This window comes from Thermicanus aegyptius DSM 12793, from assembly GCF_000510645.1.
GTDB classification, from domain to species: Bacteria; Bacillota; Bacilli; order Thermicanales; family Thermicanaceae; genus Thermicanus; species Thermicanus aegyptius.
This window is the reverse complement of record NZ_KI783301.1, coordinates 130755-150437: the sequence shown is the minus strand read 5'-3', so window position 1 is coordinate 150437 and position 19683 is coordinate 130755. Positions and strand designations below refer to the sequence as shown.

Here is a 19683-nt window from a genome sequence, read left to right as displayed (position 1 = left end):
TCCCTCTTTATTTCTTCTTTATCTTCCGAATACATCTTATCCCCTCTCAAAGATCGGAACCCTGACCCGGTTCACCACCTCATGAAGTACTCCTTCTACCGTCGTACCATTCAGCCTGCTTTCCGACCTCAGAAGAACGCGGTGAGCCATGGTGGGGATCAGCATCTCCCGAATGTCGTCGGGAATGACATACTCTCTCCCCCGGACGAAGGCGAGGGCCTGGGAAGTTCGCATTAATGCGATGGAACCCCTGGGGCTTGCCCCCAGGTAGACCGCAGGATGCTCTCTGGTCCTCTGCACCAATTCAACGATATAGGCGCGCAGGCTCTCCTCCAGATGAATCTTTTTAACCGATTGCTGCAATTGGAGCAGTTCTTCCCGGGCAATCACAGGAACCACATCTTCAATGGGATGGTGTTCCTGGATTCTCCGGAGCAATTCCGCCTCTTCTTTCGGATTGGGGTATCCCATTTTTAATTTTAGCATGAAACGATCCAGCTGCGCCTCAGGGAGGGGAAAGGTTCCTTCATATTCGATGGGGTTTTGGGTGGCCAAAACAAAGAAAGGGTTCGGCAGTCGGTGCGTCTCCCCATCCACCGTGATATTCCCCTCTTCCATCGCTTCCAGAAGGGCGGCCTGGGTCTTGGGTGATGTACGGTTAATCTCATCGGCCAACACGACGTTGGCCATGATCGGGCCGGGTCGAAATTGAAATTCCATATTTTTCTGATTATAAACCGAAACACCCGTCACATCGGAGGGCAAAAGATCGGGCGTAAATTGGATTCGTTTAAAGGTAAGCCCCATGGTCCGGGCAAGGGCACGGATCAGCATCGTCTTCCCCACCCCCGGCACATCTTCCAAAAGAAGATGTCCTCCCGAGAGGAGTGCGACAACGGCTTTTTCGATGATGGCCCGTTTCCCGATGATAACCCGTTCGACCTGATCGATGATTTCCCTCAGCCAGGTGCTCGGTGTGTCAAAAATGAGATTCTCTTCTCCTTTAATCACGTATTCTCTCCTCTCTCGGCTTATAACGTTTCGGATCTTTCGGTTGATCCGGGATCGCGCTGTAGAGATTACCCATTCATTATTATTCTCCCTCAACCTGCAATTTCCTGCTAAAGGAGACAAAGGATTTCAGCGCCGAAAACCTCGGAAAAAAGATTGACAGTAAAATAGATGTCATCGGAAACATAAAAGGGGCTGCCTCAAAAAAGTATAGTCGAGTAAGCCGATCGCGAATTTCAAGCAAAAAACATCCCGAACCACAATCCTAGTGGAACGGGATGTTTTTTTGTGCAATATTTTGTTCACAAAGTTGAGCACGAAAGGATCCTTCTTGCCACGATAAGTTCGGTTAAGTCGAGATAAGGTTTGCACCCACCTGAATCCCCGACAATTTCTCATTCTCAACCATGGTGTTTAGTTGAGGTTGGTCTAATCCAGTTTGATACTTGCTAGCCGCAATCAGAAGCTGTTACTCATCGATATGTCCCGATCTTTGTGATTAGTACTTTCCGTCCTCTGGCTGATATACCCTAACATAATCGATTTCAAAAGTTTGAGGGAAAACCGTTGTCTCATCCGGGTAACCTGGCCAATCTCCTCCTACCGCAAGATTCAACTGTAGATAGAACGGTCGGTTAAAAGGTGCGGGAAAAGGTTCTTTCTCTGCATCTTTATTTTTTCTTGTAAACCAATCATTCTTGGTTGAGTACAAGATATCATCCACATACCACCTCATTTCAGAAGGGGTCCATTCAAGAGTGAATATATGGAAATCATCGGAGAATTTACCTTCCCGTAGTGTATAATTCCCACCCGTATAAAAGTGGGGATTACCCATGTGAATCGTACCGTACACTTTGTTCGGTTCATGCCCGACCAGTTCCATAATGTCGATTTCACCACAGCTGGGCCATCCACCATATACCTCCAAATCCGTCGGCATCATCCAGATTGCAGGCCAAATCCCTTTCCCTTCCGGCAATTTTGCTCGAACCTCAAATCGTCCATAAGTCCAATCTGCTTTACCCCGTGTTCTCAGTTTTGCCGATGTGTACGGTTTACCCCCATACTCTTCTTTCATTGCCTTAATAATCAGTTTTCCATTGTCGATATACGCATTCTCAGGTCTGTTCGTATAATATTGTGATTCATTATTACCGAAACCATGACCACCGAGATCATACTCCCATTTGGACGGATCGATCTCATTCCCTTTAAATTCGTCATTCCAAACAAGCTTCCAACCATTCTTACTCATCAGCATCTCTCCTCTCCTTTTGAAACTGTTAATCTTAAAGCGAAAAACGTAATCTACCCACTGATTAATGTGATAAAACGTTATTTTTTATCTGATTTCTCTACCATTGAAGAATTTATTTCTTAAAAATATAAGTTACGATGGAGTGCGCCATTGAATTTAATTCTACAATTTGATTTTCATAGCCTAGACTAAACGGTATTTCGTGATCGGTTTCATTCATGACGACAACAGCTATGTTTCCATCTTCATTTAAAAATGCAGTTGTGTAGAGGCGCTCATTTTCTTGGGTAACTCCAATTCTTACGGCGCCTGGTCTGATATACTTGCTAAAATGTCCAATATAATAGTATGAACTGTTATAGTAAAGTTCATTGGTGCGGGTATCCGCAATGATTGGTGCATCACATAGATTTCGGACGTGGTTTGGGCCACCTTCTTCGTTTAAAACCATATTCCAATCGAGATAACCCTCCGTCCAGTTATTTAAATCCCCAATCATATTCCTACCGTATCTTTCCCCCGTAAACCATTCCCCCGATTTCACTCCTCCTTCTTGACACCCCTCGGTAAAAAGCAAATGTTTGCCCGGGAATAATTCATGTACCTTTCCTACATTTTCAAATTCCTCGCTTACATACCAATGAAATCCGGTTCCCCAAACATACTTTGCAGCTTCCGGATCAGAGAGTACCGTAGAGGCCCGATGGACGATCATATCACGATTATGGTCCCAGATGAGAATCTTTACATCTTCCAAACCTTCTTGATGCATGATCGGACCCAGATAATATTTTAAGAAGTCTCTTTCTTCCTCGGCTGTATAAATACAAGACTCCCAAGGTTGCACAGCTACAGGCTCATTTTGAATGGTAATGGCCCATATATTTACTCCTTCTTCTCTGTATGCCTTTATAAACTTGGTATAATACTTGGCCCATACAGCCCTATACTCCGGCAAAAGTTTTCCACCATGATTCATTTCTCCGTTCGTTTTCATCCAAGACGGCGGGCTCCAAGGAGATGCTAAGAGCTTGATTTCCCCTCCTTTCACCGTCATCGCATCTTTAATTAGAGGTAGAACCCACTTTTTATCCCTGGTAATATTAAATGTCTTTAATTCTACGTCATGATCTTTAACATACGTATAGTTTTCTAAAGCAAAATCACAACTGTGAATATGAACTCGACCGATGGTATAGCCTAAACCATTTTGTTGATCAAAATAGCTGTGAATGGCTTCTTCTCTTTTATCTGGGCTCATTTGTGCCAAGGTATACGCAGTTGCTTCCGTAAACGCACCCCCAAAACCGATAATCGTCTGATATGTTTGCGAAGAATCTAATTCTATATCAGCTTTTTTACCATTTCTTGGTATGAATGAGGCGCTTTCTTTTTCGGTTAATCTGTCTTGCGTGTCCTTAGCCGTGACAACGACTTTAATGTTACCCACAAACTTCATCTCCTTTCCGTATGCCATCTTTTTCTTAACAGGTGCGCTGCTGCTTTCGGTTGTCGCTGTCTCGTAAATACGCCCTTCTTATTTCCACCAACACGTGTAACCCCTTGCTTTGTGGCAAAATCTGCGAAATTCCACACATGTTCTCCTATGATAAAGTCAAGTCGGTCAAACACCCGGTGATGATGCTCTAGTAAAGCACATTGGTATTCTTCACTAAACATAACCGGTGGGTCCGAATGAAAACCTGCGATCGTATCGGCACCGTACTCGGTCATCATCACGGGTTGGTTAAATCGTGTGTGCCACTTTGTCAATTCAATCTCTAATTGTCGTTCAATCACTTCTAGATGCCCTGAGTCTGTATACCATGAAGGATAACGATTGACACAAATCACATCAAACAATTGTGCAACCTTGCAATCGTCTGGGTTTGTATTTTGTACAATGGTTATTGGTCGAGTTGGATCTAATGAACGAGTTTTGTCGGCTACAGCCTTGAAATAAGAAAAGGCCCCATCCTCATGGGTCGTTGCCTCATTCGCTACACTCCACATTACAATCGAAGGGTGGTTTTTATCTCGTTTAATCATTTCTTCCATCACATTGAGATGATGTGCTAATGCTTCCGGGTGTACATGTTCATCGGTAAATACCTCTTTATCATTCCAGAAATTAAACCCAACGGCAGGAGATTCCGCGATCACTACAATCCCTTCACGGTCCGCCATCTGTAAAATCTCCTCTGAGTAGGGATAGTGGGATGTCCGAAACGAATTGGCCCCGATCCATTTCAATAAATTAAAATCCTTCACATTAATCGCGTCATCTAAACCCTTCCCTCGGATGTCCATATCTTCATGCTTGCCAAACCCTTTAAAATAAAATGGTTTTCCATTAATGAGAAATTTTTTGTTTGTGACATGAACCGTACGTACTCCAACCGGTAGTCGATAACAATCCTTAATTTCTTCCTCTTTCGTTACTAGTTCCACAAGAAAGGTATACAAATAAGCATTTCCCGGCTCCCATAATTGAACCTTTTCTATTCGACACGTCCCTTTCAATTGGGAACCTGTTGCTACAATATTTCCAGCTTCATCCGCAACACGAACACGGATCTGTTCTGGTGATGTTGGTCCTGCAACAGCAATATTATAATGGATCAAACCATCCATACCGTCTATGTCGGTCACTAAGGTAATATCTTCAATAAATACCTTAGGTGTGGTATAAAGCTTAACAGGACGGTGAATTCCAGCATAATTAAAAAAGTCATGATAGATTTCCTGTACTTTATAACCTGGTGGATGAAACACATCGTCATACCTTTTGATCTTGCCAATCGGGATCGTGGTATTGTCTAAAATATTGTTAACGGCAATCGTAACACGGTTTTCAACTCCTACATGAACGACATCAGATATATCTGCCTCAAAGGGAAGATACCCGCCTTTATGAGCCGCTACTTCTACACCATTTACCCACATAACTGCAGAATGCGTGGCACTTCCAACCCTAATCATGATACGCTTATCAGCCCATGATGCAGGAACAAAAAAGGTACGCTCATACCAAACATCTCCGATATGGTCTCGAATCGTGGCATCCTGTGTGATATCATTGTAACTTGCCGGTACGGGCATCATGATGGTATCCCGTAATGGTGTCTCATACCACTTGTTCCGATATCCCTCATGATTCCGATCTATTTTAAACCGCCAGATCCCCGAAAGGTCCTTAACCTCTCTGGTTTCACTTTCCACTGGATATAACATGGGATTCTCCTTTCTCTAAGCAAATAAAACTGCAGACAACCTCTCAAGAATTGATGGTTCTACTGCGAATGATTTCTGCATAACGGATTCCCGATTCTTTCAAAATTCTTTGCTGCGTTTCAAAATCAACGTATGTAATTCCGAAGCGTTTACTATATCCATATGCCCATTCGAAGTTATCAAGGAGGGACCATAAATAATACCCTACAATATTCATGCCTTCCTCATTTAAATCAGCAATTGCTTTAAGATGTAATTCAATATACCGTTGCCGATCATGATCATAAATTTTTCCATCCTCCGATAGGTAATCATCAAAGGCGGCTCCGTTCTCTGTAATATAAATGGGTAATTTTGTATATTCCTTACGAAGACGGCGAATCAAGTCTTTGAATTCATTAGGAGCAATATCCCAACCCATCGATGTTTTTTCATACTCTGAAAAAGCAGGTTTAAATAATAAGTCTGAAGCCCCTACAAATTGAACAAGATTTCGACTGTAATAATTAATTCCCAAAAAATCACACTCAATTGAAATCTGTTCTAAGTCTCCCTCTTGGACCAAATTAAAATCATGCACATACTTTGAAAATAAATTCATCATATCCACCGGGTACTTCCCTTTAAAAATCGGATCCAAAAACCAACGATTGGAGTATCCATCCGCATTATTTGCGGCTAATAAATCGTTCATTGACGAACTTGCCGGATAAACTGGAGAAAGATTTAGAGTGATCCCTATCGGTGTTTTTGACTGAAGTTTATTTTTCAATAAATCAACGGTAGCGCCGTGTGACAAAAGAATATGATGCACCGCTTTCAATGCTTCTTCCATATCCGTATGCCCCGGTGCATGAATTCCTTGATGGTATCCTAAAAAGCCGGCACACCAAGGTTCATTATGAGTAATCCACAGATAGACCATATCATCCAACTCAGAAAAGCATTTCTCCGCATATTCTAAAAACCAATGCACCGAATCACGGTTGATCCAACCACCACGCTTATAAGCCCACATGGGAAGATCCCAATGATAGAGGGTAACGGCGGGTTTTATATTATTTTCTCTTAAGGAAGTGATCAATCTTTTATAAAAATCCATACCTGTTGGGTTATATTTTCCGGGTTCGGGAAAAATTCTTGGCCAAGCGATCGAAAAACGATATGAATCGACCCCTAATCTTTTAAGAATTTCCACATCTTCTTCATAACGATGATAGTGATTACAAGCCACATCACCATTCTCCATATTCCTAACTTTTCCCGGTATACGGGAAAAGTGGTCCCATATAGAGGGGGTTCTACCATCTTCTTGGTAGGCTCCTTCTATTTGATAGGAAGAAGTTGCTGTACCAAAAATAAATTCATTGGAAAATCTACTCAATTTAAACACCCCTATGCTCATAATATTTCTATTCCAGTTTACCCTCTCTCTCCCTTTATTTTTAGATAGAAAGTTTTGTATTCGGTTTCAAAATTTTAGATCCGTTTTGAGAGATGCCATTGATGGTCATGACCAAAATTTAAAGGATAAAAACAAAAATAGAGGGATTTCGTTTTCCGAATAATTGCGAAATACTTAAATGTGAACAATAAAAAAAGGAGGTCCAAAAAATGTTAAAGAGAGCCACATCGTTGCTCCTATGTCTGATCCTTGTGGCTAGCTTTATACCTATCTCATTTGCAACCCCTGTAAAATCCGAGATCCAAAATCATTGGGCAAAACAACAGCTAGAGAAATGGATCTCGCAAGGTTTGTTAACCGGTTATGCTGATGGGAGTTTCAAGCCAGATGGTGAAATGACTCGAGCAGAATTTGTGCAAATCGTAAACAATCTATTTGGATTTACTGAAGAAAGTGACAACACATTTACCGACGTGGATCCAAAAAAATGGTACGCGAGGCCAATAGCAATCGCCAAAAGTGCGAATTATATTTCTGGTTTTCCGGACGGGAGCTTTCGGCCCAATCAGGCAATTACTCGAGAACAGGTAGCATACATCTTAGCAGATCTATTCTACTTACCAGACGTTGAGGAAAAAACATTATCTAATTTCCTTGACATGAATCGAGTAAGCGATTATGCAAAGGATGCATTTATCCGACTTATCGGAAATGGGTATCTACAAGGTTATCCGGATCAGACCATTCGGCCGCAACAAGAGGTTACACGTGCAGAGGTAGTTGCCCTCTTAGACAAAATTGTCCCGCAGATTATAAAGAAAAATGGTGTATATACCGGTTTGAACAGTATTGGCAATATGTTGGTTAATACGGATGATGTTACTCTACGAGATACAAGCATCAATGGAAATCTATATTTAACAGCTGGTGTGCATGAAGGAGCCGTTACATTAGAACAAGTAGAGATCAAAGGTACGTTATTCATAAACGGAGGAGGTGTAAATAGCATCTATTTGTCTGATTCGACGGTTGATCAGATTAAGATTAATAAAAAAAATACACCTGTTCGCTTAGTCCTCACAAAAAATTCGAAGGTAAAACAACTGGATGTCGAAACAAAAGCAATCGTCGTAGTATCAGAGGGCACAACCGTTGATGCCTTAACGATTCTGTCAGGTGCACCGGGTACATCGATTACCGGCAATGGAACGATTAAACTGATAAACAATCAAGCGGACGGAACAACCTTTAACGGACGTCAACTAGTAAAAGGCTTACTAAATCAACCCTCAAGTACCCATGAAAACCTACAAACAAATTCTGGCGGAAGAAATCCTGGAAATGGAAACGGTGAGCCTTCAAACCAAGACCAATGGACGTTAGTATGGTCTGATGAGTTTGATCGCTCAGGCAGAAATCTCGATGTGAATGGTGTAGATCTCGATAAATGGGATTATCAGTTAGGGACTGGTGCCCAATATGGATTGGATAGTTGGGGCAACAATGAACAACAGTATTATCGTGCCGAGAACGCCCTTGTCCAAGACGGGAAATTAATTATTCTAGCAAAAAACGATGGATTCGGCGGTAAACCATACACTTCAGCTAGACTCTATACAAAACCGACATTTACTAAAAAGTACGGAAAATTTGAAGCAAGAATTAAAATGCCTGCAGGCCAAGGACTCTGGCCCGCCTTCTGGATGATGCCTGCCAACAATGTATACGGAGAATGGGCTTCTTCTGGAGAAATCGATATTATGGAAGCGCGTGGCAGATTGCCGGATCAAGTTGGAGGCACCATTCATTATGGGTCCAAATGGCCAAACAATAAGTACACCGGCTCCACCTATTACTTCACGGATGAATCCGATATTACCGCTTTCCATGTTTACTCGTTAGAGTGGGAACCTGGCGAATTACGTTGGTATGTAGACGGGGTCCTGTATCAGACATTAAACAATTGGGATAGCATAGGGGAAAATCAGCCGGCAAAATATGCTTACCCTGCTCCGTTTGATCAAGAATTCTATATGATTTTAAATCTTGCCATCGGTGGAAATTATGATGGAGGAAGAGTACCGGACAATTCCATGTTCCCTGCCGCTATGGAAGTAGATTACGTTCGAGTCTACGAATTGACTGGCAGAGCATACCGTAAAGCCGTCGAGCCGATCATTGAAGTAGAGGACTTACCTGAAGAGATTAAAGCACCGATCGATGGAAATTACATTTATGATCCGACCTTCAATGAAGGCTTTACGGAAGTGACCGAGTCTGATGTGGAATTAAATCCCCTATATTGGAATTTCGTTCACTTAAACACGTTCCAAGGAGATGGAGTTGTATCCGTAGAAGAGATCAGCGGAAGTAAATTTGCCAAAGTCGATATTACTGCCGGTGGCAACGCTACTCACGCAGTTCAACTCATCCAAAATGTGACCCTAGGTAAAGGACGATGGTATAAGCTCACCTTTGACGCCAAATCGACGACGGAACGAACAATAAACGTAAAATTTGGCGCAGGGGCAGACCGAAATTGGATCAATTATTCTAATCCGCTCGAGATATCGCTTACGTCAAATGTAAAGACATATGAAACAACTTTTCAGATGACGAATGAAACGGATCCATTGGCTCGTTTAGAATTTAATATGGGAACAAATACAAACTCAGTTTGGATCGGCAATGTTAGACTCGTTGAGACAGAGATGCCCGACCTCTACCCAGACACCGCGAAAGAGCCTATAAACGGCAACCATGTCTATAACGGCACCTTTGATTTAGGACGCATGGATCGAATGACCTATTGGAATTTCCTAGCGGATGAAGCTCAAGCCAAAGCTTCGGTCGATGAGACAACTAGAGAATTAAAAGTTTCCATCTTAACTAACAGTTCTAGTGCTTCTGAAGTTCAATTGCAACAACCAGGGATTAATTTACTTAAGAATAACGAGTATAAACTAACGTTTCGGGCTAGAGCCGACAAAGAACGAACTATCGCTGTCGTATTACAGGATAAGAATGGAGTTAAGAACTACTCTCAAGTGCAAAACATTAAACTAACAGAAACAATGGAAGAAAAAACGATGACTTTTACCATGAATGACCCAAGCGATGTGGAAGGTTTGCTTACTTTCATGTTGGGTGGACAAAAAGGGGATTTATTCATCGATGACGTTGTTCTAATCCGTACCACCAACAATATCGATTTATCTGGAATCAACGTATTCCCACTGAATAACGGCGATTTCTCTTTTGGCCTCGATTCTTGGAAAACGTATGCCATTGAAGGTGGTGCAGCTACATTTACGGAGGAAAACGGCGAAGCTAAAATAAGCATTGCCAATGTAGCAGACCAATCATGGAAAGTCATGTTGAATCAGGAAAATATGCGCTTCTCCAATGGCGTAACCTATGTGTTATCTTTTGATGCTCGGGCATCGGTACCAAGAACCATAGAAGCAGTGATCGATGATGTTCGCTATAATCGAGTGGTGAATGCTCAAGTTGAGTTAACAAAAACAATGAAAACCTATACCTACGAATTTACCATGTCAAAAGACGATACGTTAAGCCTAAAATTCTTAATGGGTAAAATCAACGGCTCGGAGACGTTGGGTGCCCATGATATATTTATTGATAACGTCATATTAGAAATGAAGGACGCACCAATCCAAAGACCACCACAACTAAAAGCGGACCAGAAACGCAACCTTGTCGGTTCTCCGCTGGAAATTACCTTTAATGACAACGAAACATGGCGAAGTGCACTGCGAAGTGTGTCCGTGAATGGAGAGATACTACGTGTTGATCAATATGATTTGGCGGCGGGCAAGCTAACGCTAGCTGCGGAAGTGTTCCAGAGTCCCGGGGATTATACCATTGTTGTTGCTGCGACGGGATTTGCCGATGCAAAAGTAACCGATACAATATTTCCTGATGATGGTAATGGAAACTTGGTAACCAACGGAACCTTTGATACGAATATTACCGGTTGGCAGCTCTATATAGGTGATGGATCTGATGCAACGGTTACGTATGACACCTACGGCGGCGGAGTGATGAAGATCGGCTTTACCAATTACGATGGCTGGTTCATCTGGTCTACCCAAGTATACCAAGATCAAATTCCTTTGGAGACGGGCAAAACGTATGAGCTTTCCTTCGATGCTATTGCTACGGAAACAAAAGAAATCGTCGTATCCGTAGAAAATGCATTAGACTATAATGTTAAATACTTAGAAGGACAAAAAGTTAATGTTGATACTACCATGCAGACCTTCCGATTTGTTTTTACGGTTGGAAGTACAGATAAAAATGCCAAGCTCGTCTTTCAGCTAGGAAGCAACAATGCTTCGGGTCCACACTATGCGGGTCAGAGCATCTATCTGGATAATATCACGTTGCGTCCGATTTCTAATTAAAACAGGGACTGTCTCAGAAGAGTATAGTTGAATAAGCCGATCCAAGCCGATCCCAAATTTCAAGCAAAAACATCCCGAACCACAACCATAGTGGAACGGGATGTATGTTTTTGTGCAATATTTTAAAATGGGTCAAGTCCTAAATGTGGTGTAAATTCTCCCCTCCCCGGTGATTGCATTATGTTAACTAACCTTTCGGACGCTCTGCTGTGACTCCGCCACCTCCTTCTTCCTACGCTCCTCCCGCCAGACGTAATAGTCTTCCATGTCAAAGTACCGGTGACCAGATTGCCATTTCTCGTCAATCTCCATCAGCAAGGCACCTAGAAGCCGTATCGCCGAGTCTCGATTCGGGTAGATTCGAATCACCCGATCTCGCCTGCGGATTTCCTCATTAAGGCGCTCCTGACCGTTGGTAGTACGCAGACGTTTCCTGTACCGTTCTGGTAGCTCCAGTACTGCCGTGATGTCATCAAAGCCCGACTCGAGGATATCCACAGCCTTACGGGCTTTATCACTGTAATTATCCACAACCTGCTCCATTAATAAACGGGCTGTCTTCACATCCGGCGCATCAAGGATGGCCCGCATTTTCCCATACAGCTCCTCCTGTAAACTCTTAGGCACGGCGTCCAAGAAGTTGCGCATAAAGTGCGTTTGGCATCGTTGCCAGGTACAGCCTTGAAACTGGGTGTGTAGGGCTTTCACAAGCCCGCTGTGGCTGTCAGAGACAACGATATCCACACCATGCAGTCCTCGGTCTTTCAACCAGCCGAAAAACGCACTCCAACTGGCTTCAGACTCGCTATCCCCGATCCGCATTCCTAGCACTTCACGGTATCCGTCTTCACCCACACCAGTAGCAATCAAAGCATCCCTCGAGCGCACCCTGCCATCCTCACGAATCTTTAGCACCATGGCATCCACGATCACAAAGGGGTATTCCTTGTCCTTCAGGCTTCGTTCGTTCCATCCTTGGACAACGGGGTCCAATCGTTTACAGAGCTCCGATACGGTAGACTTGGAAAACTCTTCACCACATAGCTCCTCCGTGATGGCAGCTACCTTCCTTGTGGATACACCATTAATAACCATCTCCATCATCGCCAGTAAAAGTGCCTGTTCACTGCGCTGATAACGGGCAAAAAGCTCTGTGGAAAACTTGCCGCTACGGAGTCGTGGCACCCGCAATACCAGCGTACCGACGCGGGTCGTAATGGGATGGGGGCGAGTACCATTGCGATAACCCTGACGATCTTCAGACCGTTCGTAGGGCTCCGCATTCAACTGGTCCGTGGCCTGGGCTTGAAGAACCTGATTCAGCACCTGTTCTAGTAAGACAGCCACCCCCTTATCTCCAGAAAATAGATCTTTCAAAATTTCATCGTTCAAGGTAATATTATATTGTGCCATCTCCATACCTCCCTGTAGATTTTGTTCACAAACTCATTCTACCAGAGAAGGGCGGGGGTGGCACCTGTGTATTATGTCACCCAGCTGAACGATTGATTTTACACCAATTATACGGACTCAACTTGGTTCTGTCGTATACTTTTCCATCTTTCTCCCTAGGAATGGCCAAAAAGTTTTGTAGATAATCTTCTAGCGAACTATTACCAACATCGGTAAATTCATTTAATCCGAATGGGATTAAAGGAGCGCCATTTACTTCCGGAAATTTTTCTTTTGCCGCTTGTAGAGCGTTTAAAAATCCTTCTGGTGTTCTCATATCTGGTTTACCAATTGCTTCATAAATATCCTTACGAACTAAGAAGGTTTGGTTAGATGGTTTTAATTCTTTATAACGCTCAAAATCTTTTGGGGACGAAGATGCATTAGGATATTCATATACATTTCCATCATCTTGCTTATACCATTCTAATTTAGCCGGATCTGCGACTTTAAAGAAATACGGATCATAATTTTCTGCCAACTCATTTAATGGAAGAACGAGTTTGCCTTCAATCATTTTCTTTACTGCATCTTCCCACCAACCAATTGTTATAAAATCCGGTAGTTTTCCTGATGCGATCATGGTATTCATCTTCTCTGCTTCATTTCCAGCGGGAGTAATAATATTTAAAGAGACTCCTGTTTTCTCTGTGACATATTTTGAAACCATATCCTCTCCCCATTTCCCGGCAAACCAGGAGAAGTTAATATACCAATCGAAAGTGATTGGGGATGTATCTAATTTCCACCCCGGCTCATCTCCGGAAGGTTTCTGTACCTTCTCGGTGCCGCTTGTTTCCTCCTTTGGAGAGGAAGCTGTCTCATTCCCTTTAGGTGCACATCCTGCAAAGTTCGCAAGAATGAAGGAGAGAATAAAGAGTACTACTACACTTTTGAACAACTTTTTTCTATCCATCTGCATGAAACCCCTTTCTTTTTACTATTATTTAAAATCCTACCTTAACGTAGAATTTTAAATCTAATGTTGGAAAAATTAACCTTTCATAGACCCAATTAACATTCCTTTTACAAAATATTTTTGAAGGAATGGGTATACCAATACAATGGGTAAGGTAGTAACAACCATCGTTGCTAGTTTAATCGACTGCGAAGTTACGGTTTTCGTTGTTATTCCACCGGGTGCATTTACCATCATTTGACTGGAACTGGTTTCTGCTACGACTTTATATAAATAGGTTTGAATCGGTTGTAAATCAGGATTGTTTACAAAAATGACGCCCGCAAAGTAATCGTTCCATTGATAAACGCCTTGAAACAATGAAATAGTGGCGATCACCGGCATGGATAGTGGAATCACTATTTTAAGGAAAATCATAAAATCATTAGCGCCATCAATCTTTGCTGCTTCTATCAACGAAGGGGGCAATTCTCTAAAAAAAGATACGAAAATGATCAAGTGGAAAAAATTAAATAGTGTGGGTATAATATAGACCAAAAAATGATCAAACAGTCCTAAATCTCGAATCAGTAAAAAGTAGGGTATTAATCCTCCGCTAAAAAACATCGTAATAGTACCAATGATCATATACAATTTTCTCCCTACCAATTCACTCCGAGATAAAGCATACGCCACCATCGCAGTAAAGAATACATGGGTTAGCGTTCCGATCACCGTTTTTGCAATAGTAACACCAAAGGAGGTCAAAATTCCTTGGTTTGCAAAGACGGCCTTATAATTGTCCAACGTGAACTCCCTTGGCCACCAATAAATCCCTCCTTGCATCGCATCGATTCCATCATTTAAGGAGTTGACAAGTACGTACCAGATTGGATAAAGCGTTAAAAAACAGATAGCGAGCATTAGTACAACATTTAAGGTATCAAAAATGTACTCACCTTTTGTTCTTCTATTCAGTTTAAAGAGATTCAGCATGATATCTATACCTCCTACTAAAACAATGAAGTTCCATTCAGTTTCTTAACGATCTTATTAGCCAATAGCAACAGAATAAATGCCACCACCGATTTTAATAAACCTACTGCTGTGGCGTAGGAATATCTTGCATTTTGAATTCCCACTTGATAAACATAAATATCAATCACATTACTTGCACTTTCATTTAATGAATTACGTAATACCAGGATTTGATCAAAGTTAGAGTTAAATATCCCGCTAACTGCTAAGATGAAGAGAATCGTGATCGTTGGACGAATGGATGGAAGAGTTACATACCATATTTTCTGGAGTCGATTGGCTCCATCGATGGTAGCGGCCTCATACATTTCTGGAGATACTCCTGCAATTGCCGCTAAATAAATAATGGCGGACCAACCTAATTCTTTCCATATATCAGAAATAATAACAATACTCCAAAAATAAGATGGTTCTGCTAAATAATTGATTCGTTCATCAATCACCCCAAAAGCTAGTAAAATATCATTAATGATCCCTACATCTGCCAACCATGTGGTTAATATCCCGCCAAGAACCACCCAGGATAAAAAATGGGGTAAGTAGGAAATTGTCTGTACCATTTTTTTAAATTTAATGGAGGTAAGTTCATTTAACAGTAATGCAAAGAGAATGGGCAGCGGGAATCCGATAATTAGTTTAATAATGCTGATTCCTAATGTATTTTTTAAGATAATCCAAAAATTATCATCCTGTATAAATTCCTGAAATTGCATCCATCCTACCCAAGGAGATTCTGAAATTGGTTTAATAATATTAAACTCTTTAAAGGCGATAATGAGACCATACATTGGGATATAATTAAAAATAATCATCCATACTACACCAAGTAGGGCCATCATTTGTAATAGTTTTTGTTGAGATATTTTTCTTAAATTCCGTGTAAACTTTTCTTTTAACCTTTCTTTTTTATATGTAGTTTGGTTTTGAGGATTTGAAGCAAAATCAACTTTTGGGTGAGTATCCATTACGACCATCTCCTTTAGCCCATATAGTAACAAAATTAGATTACTTATATAAGGACCTTATTTTTGTATTAGGTTACATTATTTTAGATGCCCTTACATTCTAAAAAATAGAAATGCAGACTTGGCCAACAGACTTGTACTGCCTCGCTTTCTGTGGACTTCCACCGCAAAGTTAACGCCCATGCTGGGCGCACAAAAATGGGGAACCCTTATCATACAAGGGTTCCCCATTTGGATTTCCTATACTTGGATTACATCATGTCCATGCCGCCCATGCCACCGCCAGGTGCCGCCGCTTTTTCCTTCTCCGGAATGTCGGTAACGGCTGCTTCGGTGGTGAGGAACATCATGGCGACGGAAGCAGCGTTTTGGAGAGCGGAACGGGTCACCTTCGCCGGGTCAACGATCCCTGCCTGGAACATATCGACCCATTCGCCTGTGGCTGCATTGTACCCGATGCCTACTTTTTCGGTTTTGAGACGTTGTACGATCACGGAACCTTCTTGGCCTGCGTTTTCAGCAATCATGCGTACCGGTTCCTCCAGCGCGCGGAGAACGATGCGTACCCCGGTTAATTCATCCCCATGGGCTTCCACTTTCTCCACAGAGGGGATCACGTTAACCAGCGCGGTACCACCGCCGGATACGATTCCTTCTTCGACCGCTGCGCGGGTCGCATTCAAAGCATCTTCGATGCGCAGTTTCTTTTCCTTCAACTCGGTTTCCGTGGCGGCTCCTACCTTAATGACGGCCACACCGCCGGCCAGTTTCGCCAAGCGCTCTTGCAGTTTTTCTTTATCAAATTCAGAGGTGGTCTCTTCAATCTGCTGGCGAATCGCCTTAATGCGGGCATCAATATTCGCCTTCGATCCGACTCCCTCCACGATGGTGGTGTTTTCCTTATTTACGACAACCTTGCCTGCGCGGCCAAGTTGGTTAATCTTCGTAGATTTCAGCTCAAGGCCAAGATCTTCAGTAATGACCTGCCCACCGGTAAGGATGGCGATATCCTCGAGCATAGCCTTGCGGCGATCCCCAAACCCGGGAGCCTTAACGGCAACGGCGTTGAAGGTTCCACGAAGTTTGTTCACCACCAAGGTAGCCAGGGCTTCTCCTTCCACATCCTCGGCGATGATGAGGAGGGAGCGACCTTGCTGTACCACCTGTTCGAGGATGGGGAGAATATCCTGGATGCTGGAGATCTTCTTATCGGTGATCAGGATGTAGGGATTTTCCAGCACGGCCTCCATCTTATCGGAATTGGTAACCATGTAAGGGGAGACATAGCCCCGGTCGAATTGCATTCCTTCTACCACATCGAGTTCGGTTTGGAAGCCTTTCGATTCCTCAACGGTAATAACCCCGTCGTTTCCTACTTTCTCCATCGCTTCGGCGATCAATTTCCCAATCTCCACATCTCCTGCTGAAATGGCGGCTACCTGAGAGATCGCCTCTTTGCTTTCTACCTTTTTAGCAATGCTGTGAATACCTTCCACAGCAGCGGCTACCGCCTTTTCAATCCCCTTGCGGATCACCATCGGGTTCGCTCCGGCGGTTACGTTCTTTAATCCTTCCCGGATCATCGCTTGGGCCAAGACCGTAGCCGTCGTCGTTCCGTCCCCGGCCACATCATTTGTCTTGGTCGCCACTTCTTTCACCAATTGCGCCCCCATATTTTCATATGGATCTTCCAACTCAATTTCCTTGGCAATGGTTACCCCGTCATTGGTGATGAGGGGAGAGCCGTATTTCTTCTCAAGGACCACATTCCGCCCCTTTGGTCCCAAGGTTACGCGAACGGCGTTGGCTAAAGCATCAACACCACGAAGCATGGCGCGGCGTGCATCTTCACCGAAACGAATCTCTTTCGCCATCTTTCTTCTACCTCCTTATATATGTAGGGATTCTTCCCTTTCAGTTCGGTTACTCAATCACTGCGAGGATGTCAGACTCTCTTAAGATGAGATATTCCTTCTCATCATACTTCACTTCGGTTCCCGCGTACTTAGAGAAGATCACTTTATCCCCTTCCTTCACATCGAGGGGAACCCGTTTACCATCCTCCAACCGGCCATTTCCTACGGCCACAACACGGCCTTCTTGGGGTTTTTCCTTCGCCGTATCCGGGAGGACGATTCCGCTAGCGGTTTTTTCTTCCTTCGCGGCAGGCTCAACAATGACACGATCACCGAGTGGTCTTAACATTTTTATCCCTCCTTTAAGTTTATTAGCACTCACTCGTATTGAGTGCTAACACATAAATAATAATAATCGGTTTTTTTTCCTTTTGCAAGACTCAAATTGAATTTTTTCATACGAAGGAAGTATATCCGAAATCGAGTTAATTATCCCTATCCTCCATAAAATCGCTTTTCATGTCCACGAATAGAGACAAAAAGCGTTACCGGAGATACCCTAAAGGCGGCAAAAAAGTCCACCTGAACCGGTGGACCGGATGATCTCTAATGGGTTTTCTGCTCCAACTCCTTCTCCCGTTCTGCCAGTTTCTTTTCCCTCTCCTTATCCGTCCCTTCTTCTTTCTCATCATCGGAGACGAGACCTTGTGTAGCTTTCTTAAATTCGCGCAGTGAATTTCCGAAAGCCCTTCCTATTTCAGGAAGTTTCTGAGGCCCGAAGATGATCAGCGCCAGAATCAGGATGAGAATCAGACCCGGGATGCCGATGTTGTTCAACATGGTTTACACCCCTTTCTTTCCTTGAAGTAACAGTAAAGCCGGCTCTATCTGGTCAATGATGGCGTTGAGGCAAAGTTCAGCCACATCGGGGGAACCGGGCAGATTGATGATGAGCGTCGTCTTCCGTGTACCGACCACCGCTCGGGTAAAGAGAGCCTTTCGCGTCACGGCCGACGCCTTCCTCCGCATCTCTTCGGCAAATCCGGGAATAATCCGATCCACCACCTGTAGGGTGGCTTCCGGAGTTACATCCCGGGGGGATAGTCCGGTCCCTCCCGTCGTAATAATCACGTCTACTCCCTCATGATCAATCATCTCAAACAACGTTTCTTTAATCACTTCTATCTCGTCGGGCACGCAGTGGTAGGTCGTCACTTTCCCCTTAAATGCTTCAGCCACGATCTTCGCGATTAAGTCCTTGCTTTTATCTTCTCTTTCCCCCCTTGAGCCGCGATCACTGCAGGAAAGTATTCCAACCCGCCACATCGTACTTCTAAAGCCCCCTATCTTTATCCGTTTTTCTCTACGTTATCACCTTCATTGTACATGAAGGGGTATGAAGAATCAATCCATTCCGTCTCTGTCACAATTGCGTCAATTCTTTTGTCCCACGGCTCCATGGGGACCTCTTCCACAACCTGGATCGCAAAGGAGGGAGCCAAGAGATATGGAGAGGATTTCATTCCCTCTAGGAACCGATCAAAGTAACCTCTCCCATACCCTAACCGCCCCCCCTTCCGGTCAAATGCCACACCGGGAATCAGGAGAAGATCCGCTTCCTCTCCCTGGTAAGGGATCGCCGATGGGGGAGGTTCCAAAATTCCAAAAGACCCCCGAACCAATCCCTCTACCCCTCTCCATTCGTGAAAGGAAAGGGATGAACTCTCCCGATGAACGCGGGGAATCAGGATTTTTTTCCCTTCTTCCCTAGCCTTCTCCAGCAGAGGGAGGATATCCACCTCATCCCCAAACGGAAGATATGCGGAGATCACTTTTGTCCTTTGATAACGGGGATGCCGGCGAATCCGCTCCACGATCCGGTTCGAAAATTGACGCCTCATCTCCTCCGTTAAACCTTTCCTCGCCGATAGAATCTTACGGCGAAGTTCTTTTTTTCTTTCCTTTATTTCCTCTGCTTCGTGATTCACCTGATCCTCACCTATCTTAAGATCGGATGCATAAAACCGATCGCTGCTTTTACCTGTGGAATTTTCTTTCTCCATCCCCTGCGAAGATCTGTCCAATCCTTGAGATTTCTCCCTATCCTTAGTAAACTGAAACCATTGAGGTGGAGAA

The 19683-nt window shown here is 43.4% G+C and carries 14 protein-coding genes and 1 pseudogene; 1 reads left to right on the top strand and 14 read right to left on the bottom strand.

The window, feature by feature from the left end; translation table 11 throughout:
- Positions 1–36 precede the first annotated feature (36 nt).
- The 5 genes from THEAE_RS0100800 to THEAE_RS0100780 form a co-directional block, all read right to left on the bottom strand.
- Positions 37–1011 (bottom strand): AAA family ATPase, encoded by a 975-nt coding sequence (locus THEAE_RS0100800; RefSeq protein ID WP_005589094.1) that lies wholly within the window; start codon positions 1009–1011, stop codon positions 37–39.
- A gap of 499 nt (positions 1012–1510) precedes the next feature.
- The gene (locus THEAE_RS19550; protein ID WP_211233460.1) at positions 1511–2269 is read right to left on the bottom strand and encodes a glycoside hydrolase family 16 protein; all 759 of its coding nucleotides are present in this window, start codon (positions 2267–2269) and stop codon (positions 1511–1513) included.
- Positions 2270–2384: 115 nt separating this feature from the next.
- A complete protein-coding gene (locus THEAE_RS0100790; protein WP_028986219.1) occupies positions 2385–3722 on the bottom strand; it encodes a glycoside hydrolase family 30 protein in 1338 nt (445 codons plus the stop codon).
- A gap of 5 nt (positions 3723–3727) precedes the next feature.
- Positions 3728–5506 carry a beta-glucuronidase gene (gene uidA, locus THEAE_RS0100785; RefSeq protein ID WP_028986218.1) on the bottom strand — a complete coding sequence of 593 codons (1779 nt, stop codon included), beginning with the start codon at positions 5504–5506 and terminating at the stop codon, positions 3728–3730.
- Positions 5507–5549: 43 nt separating this feature from the next.
- Positions 5550–6890 carry a GH1 family beta-glucosidase gene (locus THEAE_RS0100780; protein ID WP_028986217.1) on the bottom strand — a complete coding sequence of 447 codons (1341 nt, stop codon included), beginning with the start codon at positions 6888–6890 and terminating at the stop codon, positions 5550–5552.
- A gap of 230 nt (positions 6891–7120) precedes the next feature.
- On the opposite strand from THEAE_RS0100780, the gene THEAE_RS19545 reads away from it, so the two are divergent.
- Positions 7121–11338: a carbohydrate binding domain-containing protein gene (locus THEAE_RS19545; RefSeq protein ID WP_052329654.1), complete on the top strand. Its 4218-nt coding sequence runs from the start codon at positions 7121–7123 to the stop codon at positions 11336–11338.
- 183 nt (positions 11339–11521) lie between these two features.
- Here THEAE_RS19545 and THEAE_RS0100770 read toward each other — a convergent pair whose 3' ends face one another.
- The 9 genes and pseudogenes from THEAE_RS0100770 to THEAE_RS19535 all read right to left on the bottom strand — a co-directional run bounded on the left by THEAE_RS0100770 (position 11522) and on the right by THEAE_RS19535 (position 19631).
- Positions 11522–12751, bottom strand: a complete 1230-nt coding sequence (locus THEAE_RS0100770) for an IS256 family transposase (RefSeq protein ID WP_028986216.1) — start codon at positions 12749–12751, stop codon at positions 11522–11524.
- A gap of 82 nt (positions 12752–12833) precedes the next feature.
- Positions 12834–13712: pseudogene (locus THEAE_RS19540) on the bottom strand (extracellular solute-binding protein); the annotation flags it as partial.
- A 72-nt stretch (positions 13713–13784) separates the two neighbouring features.
- Positions 13785–14684 (bottom strand): carbohydrate ABC transporter permease, encoded by a 900-nt coding sequence (locus THEAE_RS0100760; protein WP_039944163.1) that lies wholly within the window; start codon positions 14682–14684, stop codon positions 13785–13787.
- Positions 14685–14701: 17 nt separating this feature from the next.
- Entirely contained in the window at positions 14702–15691 is a 990-nt protein-coding gene (locus tag THEAE_RS0100755) for an ABC transporter permease (RefSeq protein ID WP_028986214.1), read from the bottom strand.
- Positions 15692–15942: 251 nt separating this feature from the next.
- Complete coding sequence (gene groL / locus THEAE_RS0100750; protein ID WP_028986213.1) at positions 15943–17565, bottom strand: chaperonin GroEL; 1623 nt, start codon at positions 17563–17565, stop codon at positions 15943–15945.
- 49 nt (positions 17566–17614) lie between these two features.
- On the bottom strand, positions 17615–17896 hold the full coding sequence (groES, locus tag THEAE_RS0100745; protein WP_005589092.1) for a co-chaperone GroES: 282 nt from the start codon (positions 17894–17896) through the stop codon (positions 17615–17617).
- A gap of 257 nt (positions 17897–18153) precedes the next feature.
- Positions 18154–18387 carry a twin-arginine translocase TatA/TatE family subunit gene (gene tatA / locus THEAE_RS0100740; RefSeq protein ID WP_028986212.1) on the bottom strand — a complete coding sequence of 78 codons (234 nt, stop codon included), beginning with the start codon at positions 18385–18387 and terminating at the stop codon, positions 18154–18156.
- A 3-nt stretch (positions 18388–18390) separates the two neighbouring features.
- Positions 18391–18873: a MogA/MoaB family molybdenum cofactor biosynthesis protein gene (locus THEAE_RS0100735; RefSeq protein WP_028986211.1), complete on the bottom strand. Its 483-nt coding sequence runs from the start codon at positions 18871–18873 to the stop codon at positions 18391–18393.
- Positions 18874–18896: 23 nt separating this feature from the next.
- A complete protein-coding gene (locus THEAE_RS19535; RefSeq protein WP_169729944.1) occupies positions 18897–19631 on the bottom strand; it encodes a 5-formyltetrahydrofolate cyclo-ligase in 735 nt (244 codons plus the stop codon).
- Between the last annotated feature and the right edge of the window lie 52 nt (positions 19632–19683).